This window comes from Tateyamaria armeniaca, assembly GCF_045797845.1.
Taxonomy (GTDB): domain Bacteria; phylum Pseudomonadota; class Alphaproteobacteria; order Rhodobacterales; family Rhodobacteraceae; genus Tateyamaria; species Tateyamaria armeniaca.
Map to the genome: position 1 here is coordinate 21,031 of NZ_JBHDIY010000003.1, position 10,813 is coordinate 31,843.

Consider the following 10,813-nt stretch of genomic DNA (forward strand, 5'->3'; position numbering starts at 1 on the left):
GAGGTCATTGCCGCGCGGTGATCGTCACCTCGATCTCGCTCAGTCCTGCGACACCGCCGGTCATCACATCGCCCGGACCCACTGCGGCAACACCGGCGGGTGTGCCCGTCATCACAAGGTCACCGGGTGCGAGCGCAATCGACTGTGACAATGTCGCGATGTGTTCCGGCACATCCCAGATCAGGTCGGCAATGTCCGCGTCCTGACGGACCGTGCCATTCACCGCCAGCCAGATGCGTCCGTGTGACAGGCTGGGAACGTGGGCCATCGGGGTGAGGGGGACATCGGGGCCGAGTTGTCAAAGGCTTTGCCCCAGTCCCATGGGCGGCCCATCTTTTTCGCCTCTGCCTGCAGGTCGCGACGGGTCAAATCAATGCCGACACCCGCGCCCCAGATATGATCCATCACAGCGTCCTGCGCGATATTGGACCCTCCCTTGCCAATCGCGATCACCAGTTCGATCTCGTGATGCAGATCATTTGTGAGCGGGGGATAAGGGATGGCACAGGGGCAATCGACAACCGCATCGGCGGGCTTGGTAAAGAAGAACGGCGGCTCGCGATCCGGGTCCTTGCCCATCTCGCGGGCATGGGCCGCATAATTCCGCCCGACGCAAAAGATGCGGCGCACTGGAAACCGCTGATCGCTGTCCATGATCGCAACAGAGGCCTGTGGGGGTGGATCAAAGGCAAAGGTCATGGGGCTGGTCCTGTTTGCATTGTGTCGCGCGCACAAGACTGCAATTCCCCGGGCACGTCCAGCGATGGGTTTAATGCGATGGCGCAAGCGCTCATAACCAGAATTATGGTAAAAGATAACTTACAATCAAAAAGCATTCTCGCTGGTGCTCACCGTAGAAGAGCGGATGCCACGCTTCGACTCCGCGCACGTGCAGACTCCCTAAACCTGTTGAAACGTGACCCGCCGCGCCGCATTAATGGCACGATCCCTTTGAATGCTCTGCTTTTCATTGGGCAATCACATCTGGTGCGAGGCAATTGTAATGGCGACCCCAAAGTTCGAAACCGGCATGAAAACGCGGCGGGCCGTGCTGGGCGATGCGCATGTCGACCGCGCCGAAGCGGCAAAGACGGACTTTGACACGCCCTTTCAGACTTTGATCACGGAAAGCGCATGGGGCACTGTCTGGGCATCGGACGCGATTTCGCGGCGCGAACGCTCGATGATCACGCTGGCCCTTTTGGCGGCGACAAAGAATTTTGACGAAATCCCGATGCATATCCGCGCCACAGCGCAAACCGGCGCGTCCAAGCAGGACGTTATTGAGGCATTCCAGCATGTCGCAATCTATGCCGGGGTGCCGGCGGCAAATCACGCCATCAAGCTGGCCAAGCAGACCTATCTTGAGATGGAAGAGGATCAGTCATGAGCAACGGCGACCTTTTTCAGCGCGACCGTGAATGGCATCCAAAGGCCTACGCGCACGACTATAAATCCAGCGTCACACGTTCGCCAAAAAACGCCCTGCTTTCGCTCGACAACACTGCGAGTGAGCTGACCGGGCCGACCTTTGGGCACGGCGATATCGACCCGCTCGACAATGATCTGCTGCAAAACTACGCCAAGACTGGCGACCCCATCGGCGAACGGATCATCCTGCATGGGCGCGTTCTGGATGAGCGTGGGCGGCCGGTGCCCAACATGCTGGTCGAAATCTGGCAGGCCAATGCCGGGGGACGGTATCGGCACAAGAACGACACGTACCTCGCCCCGATTGATCCGAATTTTGGTGGCTGCGGACGCACCCTGACGGACGATCAGGGGCGTTACGTCTTCCGCACTGTCAAACCCGGCGCCTACCCTTGGCGCAACTGGGTGAACAGTTGGCGCCCGGCGCATGTGCACTTTTCGGTCTTTGGCACGGCCTTTGCTCAGCGCCTGATCACACAGATGTATTTCGAAGGCGACCCGCTGATCGCGAAATGTCCGATCATCAATACGATCCCGGACCCGCGGGCCATTGATCAGCTGATCGCGGCTATCGATATGAACGAAACGGTCCCTCTCGATAGCATTGCCTACAAGTTTGACATCGTATTGCGCGGGCACCGGTCGACCTTCTTCGAAAACCGGCCCGAGGGGAATTGAGCATGGTGCAGTCGCTGAACTATCTCAAGGAATATCCGTCTCAGACCGCGGGTCCTTATGTGCATATCGGTCTTGCCCCCGGTGCGGCCGGGTTCGACATTTACCGTCAGGAACTTGGGCACGACATTGCGGGACCAAACGCCCGTGGGGAACGGATCAAGGTCACCGGTTCCGTCACCGACGGTACAGGCGCGCCGGTCAGGGACATCCTGATCGAGATCTGGCAGGCGAATGCAGCAGGTGTCTATCCCGGTCAGGGTGACGTCGAAGACGGATTCCGCGGCTGGGGTCGCGTCATTCCGGACTTTGAGACTGGCGTATTTTCGTTCGAAACGGTGAAACCGGGCAATGTCCCGGGGTGCAATGGACAACCCATGGCGCCGCATCTGAACCTTTGGCTGGTGGCGCGCGGCATCAACGTCGGCCTTAACACGCGCATGTATTTCGCGGACGAAAAGGCGGCAAATGAGGTCGACCCTGTACTGACGTTGGTCGAACCGGGACGGCGCGACACACTGATGGCACGTGGCGATGCCGGCACGTACCGCTTCGACATCTCCCTTCAGGGGAAAGACGAAACAGTCTTTTTCGACGTCTGATCCCGGGCTGTCCACCTGCGGCAGAATGAAGTGGGCGTTTATCGTCCTTGTTCCGTGCGCGCTGCCCTGCAACACTGTGCCAACGGTTTCGAATTCACCCCGTCTGCGTGCGAAAATCACGTAAGGGATCAAGAACAGGGAGGCCCTCATGACCCCGGATATGACCAAGACACCTGCCGTCACACCCTTTTTCGACCAACGATCCAACACCATTTCCTACGTCGTGCAGGAACCGGATGGACCGGGATGTGCGGTGATCGATGCGGTGATGGACATCGATTATGCGGCTGGCAAGCTGAACTTTGACGGTGCCGATGCGATAATCGCCCATATCAAGGGTCACGATCTGCGGCTTGACTGGATCATCGAAACCCATGTGCACGCGGACCACCTGTCGGGCGCCCCTTACATTCAGCAGGCACTTGGCGGCAAGATCGGGATCGGGGCCAAGATCACCGAAGTGCAGGACACATTTGGCAAAGTCTTTAACGAAGGCACTGAATTTCAACGTGACGGGTCGCAATTCGACGCACTGTTCGAAGATGGCGATACCTACAGCGTAGGCAACATGGAGTGCTTTGCGATGCACACGCCGGGGCACACACCTGCGTGCATGGTGCACGTGATGGGTGATGCCGCCTTTGTCGGTGACACGCTGTTCATGCCCGATGGCGGATCCGCGCGCGCGGATTTCCCCGGCGGCGATGCGGGCCAGCTTTACGACAGCATCATGCGGGTTCTGGCCCTGCCCGACGACATGCGTCTGTTCATCTGCCATGACTATGGCCCCGGCGGGCGTGCGATTGCATGGGAAACAACGGTCGCGGAAGAGCGTGAAAAGAACATCCACGTGGGTGGCGGCAAGACCCGCGAGGATTTCATCAAATTCCGCACCGAGCGCGATGCGCAACTGGCCATGCCGTCCCTGATTATCCCGGCCCTGCAGGTCAACATGCGGGCGGGCGAGATTCCGCGCGATGACGAAGGGGATATGGCGTTGAAAGTGCCGCTTGGCAAACTCTAGAGACGAGACATCAAGCCCATGACCCTGTCCGCCCGCATCGACGCAAAACGCGACGACCTGATCGCGCTGACTCAGGCCCTGATCCGCATTCCTACGCTCAATCCGCCGGGGCGGCATTACCACGATGTCTGTGCACTGGTTGAGACGCGGCTGAAAGCGCACGGCTTTGAAACGCAGATGATCCGCGCAGTTGGCACGCCGGGCGACAGTGACACCTATCCGCGCTGGAATCTCGTGGCACGGCGTGAGGGACAGGTCAGCGGCGAATGCGTGCATTTCAACAGCCATCACGACGTGGTCGAAGTCGGGCACGGTTGGACCCGCGATCCTTTCGGAGCGGCCGTTGAGGGCGACAAGATCTATGGGCGCGGGGCGTGTGACATGAAGGGTGGGCTTGCCGCCTCGATCATCGCGGCCGAGGCGTTCATCGAGGAACATCCCGGTTTCGCAGGTGCCGTAGAAATCAGTGCGACGGCGGACGAAGAATCCGGTGGTTATGGCGGAGTGGCCTACCTCGCTGAACAGGGCTTTTACGCGCCTGCGCGGGTGCAGCACGTGATCATCCCCGAACCGCTCAACAAGGATCGTATCTGCCTTGGCCATCGCGGGGGCTGGTGGGCCGAAATTGAAACAAAGGGCGAGATCGCGCATGGATCCATGCCGTTCCTTGGTGACTGTGCAGTGCGGCACATGGGTGCGGTCCTCGACAAGTTCGAGACGGACCTGTTTCCGGCAATGGCCGCACGGCACACTGAAATGCCGGTGGTGCCGGACGGTGCGCGCCAATCCACGATGAACATCAATTCGATCCATGGCGGTCAGGCCGAGCAAGGTGACGACTACAATGGATTGCCTGCGCATTGCGTTCCGGACAGTTGCCGTATCGTGATCGACCGCCGTTTTCTTGTGGAGGAAAATGTCGAAGATGTGCGCGCCGAAGTTGTAGCGCTACTTGAAGGGCTGAAATCATCGCGCGACAGGTTCGACTATGACATGCGCGAATTGAACGTCGTTTTGCCATCCATGACGGACAAATCCGCGCCGGTCGTCGAAACTGTGCATGCCGCGATCCATGATGTGCTGGGGATCGAGCCGACCTATGTCGCCTCGCCCGGTTCTTACGATCAAAAACACATCGACCGCATCGGCCAGTTGCGCAACTGCATCGCCTATGGGCCGGGTGAATTGGAGATGGCGCACAAACCGGATGAATGGATCGGGATCACCGATATGCTCGACAGTGCCAAGGTGATGGGTGCGGCGCTGCAAAAACTGCTGTTGGCGCCCTAGAGGGTCTGCGACGCCAGCGCCAACCCCTCGACGATGGCGGTCAGCGCGGCACCCCGATGCACCTGCGCGCGCGGCAGCCGTTTGGTCAGCGCGGTTTCGACCACCTGCATCGGACTCGATCCGCCTACAAATATCAGTGGATCCACGTCGCCCGCCTGCACTCCGGCCTGCGTCAGTGTTTCGCCCGCCGCATCCGCAATTCTTTCGGCCATGTCGTTCAGGGTCGCCGTCATCGCAATCGGGTAAAGCGGTAGGCGCAAATCGGGGGCAACCATGCGCAGGTCAATCTCTGGCATTGCCGCTGTCCCGGCATTCGCAGCAATCTTGGCAGCCTCGACGGCAAAGGCCATGTCATGCCCGACTTCTTCCTCCAGCACCCGCACAAGTCGTCCCAGACGCTCAGGCTCGACCGCGTATTGCGCCAATTCACGTGCCGCGCGTCGTGTATCTGGCGCGTAAAGAAACGGAATTTTCTGCCATGTGGCCAGATCGTGAAAGATCGCATTCGGAGCGATGTGGGTCTGATCCCCAAATGCGTGGCGGATGGCAGTTCCCATACCCAGTTTGGGCATCACGAAGGCAAGGCTGAGCGCGCGATCAAAATCGGTGCCTCCAAGCCGCAGACCATGGCTGGCCAAGATGTCGATGGACGTGCCGCTCCCTTGCCGAAACAGGGTGAAGTCCGAGGTTCCGCCGCCGATATCAACCACAAGCCCCAGATCGCCGGGTCGCAGGGTCGCACGGTTGGCAAGCGCTGCGGCTTCCGGCTCGGGCATGAAAGACACGTCCTGAAACCCCGCCGCGTGGTAACAGTCCGTCAAATCGACAAGCGCCTGAGCATTGCGCTTGGGATCGCCGGAGTGAAACAGGACGGGCCGCCCGGACAACGCCCGCTCAAAGCGCTGGCCTGTGGCAGCTTCGGCACGCGATTTTAACTCAGCCAGAAACCGGCCCACGATGGTGATGAAATCCGTGGACTCGTTCAGCAATGTTCGCCGCTCGCGCATCAGGGACGTGCCAAGCAGGGATTTGAGGGCGCGCATATAGCGCCCCTCGTCCCCTGCGATCAGTGCGGCATTTGCCGCATGTCCGTAGACGGCCCGACGCGCATCAAAATCAAAGAAGACGGCAGTGGGCAACGTCGTCTCGCCAGCCTCAAGCGGGATCAACTGGGCGACGCCGTCCACGCAAATGCCGACAGCGGAATTTGAAGTCCCGAAATCCACCCCCAGAACTGCCATCGCACCTGCCCCTTTCACCGAAAGCCGCCGGGGTAGCGCACCCAACCGCGCATGCCAAGTGCTGTGCGCTGGTCAAGCCGCACAGATTTGGCTAGCCTTTTGCCAAACTGCCATCTGAGGGAGAAACCCATGGTCAACATCCGCCCCCTGTTCCTTGGCGTCGCTGGCGCTGCACTGCTGGCTGGCATGGCCGCCGCCAAGACAGACATCACCGTCGCGCTGCAACTTGAACCGCCGCACCTCGATCCGACGTCCGCCGCAGCGGGGGCCATCGATTCGGTGCTGTATTCCAATGTGTTCGAGGGTTTGACGCGGTTTATGGGGGATGGATCTGTCGTGCCCGGCCTGGCGGAAAGCTGGGAGATTTCGGATGACGGTCTGACCTACACCTTCACTCTGCGCGAGGGTGTGACCTTTCATGATGGCACGACCATGGACGCTGAGGACGTGAAATTCACACTTGACCGCATTCTGGCCGAAGACAGTGCGAACGCGCAAAAAGCGCTTTATGCCGCGATCAGCGCGGTCGAAGTTGTGGACGCGGCCACCGTGCGCATCACCCTGTCGGAACCCAACGGCAACATGCTGTTCAACCTCGCCTGGGGCGATGCGGTCATTGTGGCCCCTGAGTCCATCGAAAACATCAAACAGCAACCGATCGGTACAGGCCCGTTCAAGTTTGACTCTTGGACACAAGGCGACAGCATCCAGATCAGTCAATATGCAGAGTATTGGGGCGAGCAGCCCGCGCTGACTGAGGCGACGTTCAAGTTCATATCTGACCCGACCGCTGCGTTCGCCGCGATGATGGCCGAAGACGTGGATGTGTTCTCGGGGTTTCCGGCCCCTGAAAACCTGCCGCAGTTCGAGGCCGATCCCCGTTTTCAGGTTCTGATCGGGTCGACCGAGGGCGAAACAATCCTGTCCACCAACAACAAACAGGCCCCTTTTGATGACGTGCGTGTGCGGCAAGCCGTGGCGCATGCCATTGATCGTCAGGCGATCATCGACGGGGCCATGTTCGGCTATGGCACGCCCATCGGCACGCATTTCGCGCCTCACAACCCCGCCTATGTCGATCTGAAGGGTGGCTCGGCCTTTGATCCTGACAAGGCGCGCGCATTGCTGGCAGAGGCGGGCATGCCCGATGGTTTTGAAACAACGCTGCACCTGCCGCCCCCGTCCTACGCGCGCCGGGGCGGTGAAATCATTGCAGCCCAGCTTGCCGAGGTCGGCATCAAGGCAGAGATCATCAATGTCGAATGGGCCCAGTGGCTCGAAACGGTGTTCCGGGGCAAGAGCTTTGGTCTGACCATCGTCAGCCACACCGAACCGATGGACATCGGCATCTATGCCAATCCGGACTACTATTTCCAATACGACAACCCGGACTTTCAGGAGTTGATGAGCACCCTCAACGCCACGACCGACCCCGACACGCGCACCAACCTGATGGCTAAGGCGCAAGAGATCATCGCGGGCGATGCTGTGAACGGGTATCTGTTCCAACTGGCGCAGCTGTCGGTGGCCAAGGCGGGTGTGCAAGGCCTTTGGGCAAATGCGCCGACGCAGGCCACGGACCTGACTGGTGTAAGCTGGGCTGAGTGATGCCCCGGTGCCCGTCACGGGGCGCCGGACCCTTTTGTGACGTGTGAACGGAGCAACTGATGCAGATTTTCGGTGCCGGTACGCGCCCTTCTGTACGGGCCAACCCTGACTACTTTACCGGTGTTGTCTGGCAGGACCCGATCATTTCGGCTGAGGCCCCTGCCCGGCTGCATGCTCTGTCCGTCCATTTTGAACCCGGTGCACGCACTGCGTGGCACACGCATCCTCTGGGCCAGACTCTGCACGTCACGCAAGGGGCAGGGCTTGTGTGCCTGCGCGGCGAGTCTCCGCAATCGATTCGCGCCGGTGATACAGTGTGGATTCCGGCAGGTGTTGAACACTGGCACGGGGCGGGCCCGGAAACGGCAATGACGCATATCGCGATGCAAGAGGCTGTAGACGGGTCGGCGGCGACATGGCTTGAGCTTGTCAGTGACGCCGATTACCTGGCTGGACCGTCCTAGGGGGCCAGCCCCCGTCGCTGCGCGACTCCCCGGAGTTTATTTGGCAAGGTGAAGCCGGGATCAGAGCATTTTGATCCTTTGCCGCACAGTGTCGCTTATGGGGCCGTGACGCGGTTTGTCCGCTAAGGTCGTGAACCAGTGTGCAGGAGGGTTCTTGCCCCTGCGGTTTCCATCAAAACGCAGTGCCCTTAGCGCCTTTTCGGCTGCCGGTGTGACGCGTTCGGGTATGTCAAAGCCGTTCAGCGTGGCCCACACCCCTGTCCACAAGCGCCCGACGGACCATGGATTGTAACCGCCGCCACCCAGAACCAAAAGGCGGGGGGTAAGACCCATCAGACTGCGTACGATGGCCCAGTGCGCCTGATTGGACAGTGAAAGGTGGGCTTGTGGGTCTTCCTCGACCCCGTCGGCTCCGCATTGCAGGACGATGGCATCGGGGCGAAAATTGGTGACGCGCGGCAGGATAACCTGATCCCGGATCAGCGCCATTTCGTCGTCGTTGAGGCCACGTGGCACCGGCAGGTTGACCAGCGTATCCGTTGCGCCCAACGCGCCCGTGCGTGGCCACAGCCCTTCCTCGTGAACCGAGATCATCAGCACATCCGGGTTGCGGCCAAAGGCATGATCGACACCGTCGGGATGATGTGCGTCGATGTCAATGTAAGCGACCCGCTCCGCCCCGTTTCGCCGCAGCGACAGGATCGCGAGGACAGGGTCATTGAGATAGCAAAACCCCCTGCCCGATCCGGCATTCCGTGATGGGTGCCACCTGCCGGGTGGTAGACGATCCCGCCCGTGGCCAGCAATTCGCCCGCCAGCAATGACCCGCCCGCAGCCGTTGCGGGGCGGCGATACATTTCGGGAAATACGGGGTTGTTGGGCGTGCCAAGGGCGTGGCGGGCGCGCACGGCCTCGTTTACGGATTGCGCGGCTTCGGCGGCCTTCAGGGCGGCGACATAGTTCGGCGTGTGCCATATGGTTAAAGCGGCAGGCTTCACCCGAGGGCTTGGCACGTAGACCTCGGACGGCAGCCAGCCCATCGCACGTGACAGGTCCATCACCGTCGAGACGCGGGGCACCCGCAAAGGGTGCCAGCGGCCATAGCTTGATCCGCGATAAATCTCGGAGCCGATGAAAAGGGGGCGTGTCATGGCCCCCTACATAGATGTTTAACGCGCAAGGGCGACACTTTAGGCGGCCGCTGCTCCCATAGTCTCGGCCCGCGCAAGCCATGTGTCGATCTTGGCGGGTTTGGCCAGTTTCACAGACCCCATCTGCACCACATTGCGTGGCTTGATCCCGGTGAACTTCATGACCTGATTGCGCATCACGCGCCGCCCCGGGCTGCGATAGATCAGCGTGTCGATCCACACGGGCGTATCGGACGTGATGATCGCATCGCCCGTGCGCCCCTCAAGCAGCTTGTCCCAGCCCATGCCCGGCCCGTGATACTTGTAGGCAAAGCCCGACAAAAGGGCCGCATCCAGCACCGCCTTGGCCTTGCTGGGCATTGCGCCCCACCAATAGGGGTGCACGATCATCACGTGATCCGCCCAGCGGATATTGTCCTGCCAGGTGGCCAGATCAGGAGTGAGATCGCGCGGGCTGTCATAACCGTCAAAGCCGGAATCGACCTGCATATCAGCCAGCGCCATAACGCGGACGTCGGCCCCATTTGCCTTTGCCCCCTTGGCATAGCGCGCGGCCAGCGCGGCATTCAGCGAATTCGGTTTCGGGTGCGCCACCCAGATGAAAATACGTTTGGTCATGGTGTTCTTCCTTTCTTCAGACTTGCTTGACACTGTGTCAATTGACAGCCTGTCAACTAAGCGCTACTTTACTGCATGTCAAGCACTTCTATCGATACCCCGACCAAAATTCTGCAAGCGACATTGTCCTTGCTGGAAAAACCGAATGCCAAGCTGCCGACGATGTCCGACATCGCCAAAGCCTCCGGCGTCAGCCGGCAGGCAGTCTATCTGCACTTTCCCAGCCGAACGGATGTTCTGGTGGCGGCCACGCGCTATCAGGATCAGACCAATGACGTGAACGCCGCCCTTGCCCCCAGTCGCACAGCGCGATCCGGGACCGAGCGGCTGGATGCGTTTGTCACCGCGTGGGGCAACTACATTCCCCAGATCTACGGCGTGGCGCGCGCAATTTTGGCGGTCGTGGATACGGATGTCGAAGCGGCGCAGGCGTGGAACACCCGCATGGCTGACATGCGCGAAGGCTGCGCCGCCGCTGTGAAGGCCCTGGCCGATGAAGGCACCCTGCCCCCGAAAACCGATCCCGAACAGGCCACCGACCTGCTTTGGACGCTCCTGTCCGTGCGCACTTGGGAAAATCTGACCCAGACCTGTGGCTGGGATCAGGAGTGCTACCTCGCCACCATTCGCGGACTGGCCCTTGCAGCATTGGCGCAAGACGCGGGCGCCCTTTCGGACGTGCTTGCGCATACAAAGGACCCCGCCTAAC

General features: G+C 60.5%; 10 protein-coding genes and 2 pseudogenes. 8 read left to right on the plus strand and 4 right to left on the minus strand.

Features of this window, described 5'->3' with window-relative positions; translation table 11 throughout:
• Window positions 1-4: 4 nt before the first annotated feature.
• Window positions 5-699, minus strand: a pseudogene (locus ACERZ8_RS20910) (fumarylacetoacetate hydrolase family protein).
• A 304-nt stretch (window positions 700-1,003) separates the two neighbouring features.
• Between ACERZ8_RS20910 and pcaC the strand changes: the two are divergent.
• The 5 genes from pcaC (at window position 1,004) to ACERZ8_RS20935 (ending at window position 5,022) form a co-directional block, all read left to right on the plus strand.
• The gene (gene pcaC, locus ACERZ8_RS20915; RefSeq protein ID WP_407594367.1) at window positions 1,004-1,390 is read left to right on the plus strand and encodes a 4-carboxymuconolactone decarboxylase; all 387 of its coding nucleotides are present in this window, start codon (window positions 1,004-1,006) and stop codon (window positions 1,388-1,390) included.
• A complete protein-coding gene (gene pcaH, locus ACERZ8_RS20920; protein WP_407594368.1) occupies window positions 1,387-2,109 on the plus strand; it encodes a protocatechuate 3,4-dioxygenase subunit beta in 723 nt (240 codons plus the stop codon). Before pcaC ends, pcaH begins: the two co-directional genes overlap by 4 nt.
• Before the next feature lie 2 nt (window positions 2,110-2,111).
• Window positions 2,112-2,708, plus strand: a complete 597-nt coding sequence (gene pcaG, locus ACERZ8_RS20925; protein WP_407594369.1) for a protocatechuate 3,4-dioxygenase subunit alpha — start codon at window positions 2,112-2,114, stop codon at window positions 2,706-2,708.
• Between the two features lie 148 nt (window positions 2,709-2,856).
• Window positions 2,857-3,732 (plus strand): MBL fold metallo-hydrolase, encoded by an 876-nt coding sequence (locus ACERZ8_RS20930; protein WP_407594371.1) that lies wholly within the window; start codon window positions 2,857-2,859, stop codon window positions 3,730-3,732.
• Between the two features lie 18 nt (window positions 3,733-3,750).
• Window positions 3,751-5,022: an acetylornithine deacetylase/succinyl-diaminopimelate desuccinylase family protein gene (locus ACERZ8_RS20935; RefSeq protein ID WP_407594372.1), complete on the plus strand. Its 1,272-nt coding sequence runs from the start codon at window positions 3,751-3,753 to the stop codon at window positions 5,020-5,022.
• Here the strand turns inward: ACERZ8_RS20935 and ACERZ8_RS20940 are convergent.
• A complete protein-coding gene (locus ACERZ8_RS20940; protein ID WP_407594373.1) occupies window positions 5,019-6,263 on the minus strand; it encodes an Hsp70 family protein in 1,245 nt (414 codons plus the stop codon). The two genes, ACERZ8_RS20935 and ACERZ8_RS20940, sit on opposite strands and share 4 nt — an antisense overlap.
• Window positions 6,264-6,392: 129 nt before the next feature.
• On the opposite strand from ACERZ8_RS20940, the gene ACERZ8_RS20945 reads away from it, so the two are divergent.
• Both ACERZ8_RS20945 and ACERZ8_RS20950 read left to right on the plus strand, forming a co-directional pair.
• On the plus strand, window positions 6,393-7,871 hold the full coding sequence (locus ACERZ8_RS20945) for an ABC transporter substrate-binding protein (RefSeq protein ID WP_407594375.1): 1,479 nt from the start codon (window positions 6,393-6,395) through the stop codon (window positions 7,869-7,871).
• Between the two features lie 59 nt (window positions 7,872-7,930).
• On the plus strand, window positions 7,931-8,335 hold the full coding sequence (locus tag ACERZ8_RS20950) for a (R)-mandelonitrile lyase (protein WP_407594377.1): 405 nt from the start codon (window positions 7,931-7,933) through the stop codon (window positions 8,333-8,335).
• A 60-nt stretch (window positions 8,336-8,395) separates the two neighbouring features.
• Here the strand turns inward: ACERZ8_RS20950 and ACERZ8_RS20955 are convergent.
• Both ACERZ8_RS20955 and ACERZ8_RS20960 read right to left on the minus strand, forming a co-directional pair.
• Window positions 8,396-9,486 (minus strand): annotated as a pseudogene (locus ACERZ8_RS20955) (acetoin utilization protein AcuC).
• Window positions 9,487-9,525: 39 nt separating this feature from the next.
• On the minus strand, window positions 9,526-10,104 hold the full coding sequence (locus ACERZ8_RS20960; protein ID WP_407594379.1) for an NAD(P)H-dependent oxidoreductase: 579 nt from the start codon (window positions 10,102-10,104) through the stop codon (window positions 9,526-9,528).
• A gap of 75 nt (window positions 10,105-10,179) precedes the next feature.
• Here ACERZ8_RS20960 and ACERZ8_RS20965 point away from each other — a divergent pair, with 75 nt between their 5' ends.
• The gene (locus ACERZ8_RS20965) at window positions 10,180-10,812 is read left to right on the plus strand and encodes a TetR/AcrR family transcriptional regulator (RefSeq protein WP_407594381.1); all 633 of its coding nucleotides are present in this window, start codon (window positions 10,180-10,182) and stop codon (window positions 10,810-10,812) included.
• Window position 10,813 lies beyond the last annotated feature (1 nt).

What these genes read in the sequence shown, in the direction of transcription:
- ACERZ8_RS20930 (WP_407594371.1), top strand. Translation starts at nt 2,857, where the DNA reads ATGACCCCGGATATGACCAAGACACCTGCCGTCACACCCTTTTTCGAC.
- ACERZ8_RS20935 (WP_407594372.1), top strand. Translation starts at nt 3,751, where the DNA reads ATGACCCTGTCCGCCCGCATCGACGCAAAACGCGACGACCTGATCGCG.
- ACERZ8_RS20965 (WP_407594381.1), top strand. Translation starts at nt 10,180, where the DNA reads ATGTCAAGCACTTCTATCGATACCCCGACCAAAATTCTGCAAGCGACA.
- pcaH (WP_407594368.1), top strand. Translation starts at nt 1,387, where the DNA reads ATGAGCAACGGCGACCTTTTTCAGCGCGACCGTGAATGGCATCCAAAG.
- ACERZ8_RS20945 (WP_407594375.1), top strand. Translation starts at nt 6,393, where the DNA reads ATGGTCAACATCCGCCCCCTGTTCCTTGGCGTCGCTGGCGCTGCACTG.
- ACERZ8_RS20940 (WP_407594373.1), bottom strand. Translation starts at nt 6,263, where the DNA reads ATGGCAGTTCTGGGGGTGGATTTCGGGACTTCAAATTCCGCTGTCGGC.
- ACERZ8_RS20950 (WP_407594377.1), top strand. Translation starts at nt 7,931, where the DNA reads ATGCAGATTTTCGGTGCCGGTACGCGCCCTTCTGTACGGGCCAACCCT.
- pcaG (WP_407594369.1), top strand. Translation starts at nt 2,112, where the DNA reads ATGGTGCAGTCGCTGAACTATCTCAAGGAATATCCGTCTCAGACCGCG.
- ACERZ8_RS20960 (WP_407594379.1), bottom strand. Translation starts at nt 10,104, where the DNA reads ATGACCAAACGTATTTTCATCTGGGTGGCGCACCCGAAACCGAATTCG.
- pcaC (WP_407594367.1), top strand. Translation starts at nt 1,004, where the DNA reads ATGGCGACCCCAAAGTTCGAAACCGGCATGAAAACGCGGCGGGCCGTG.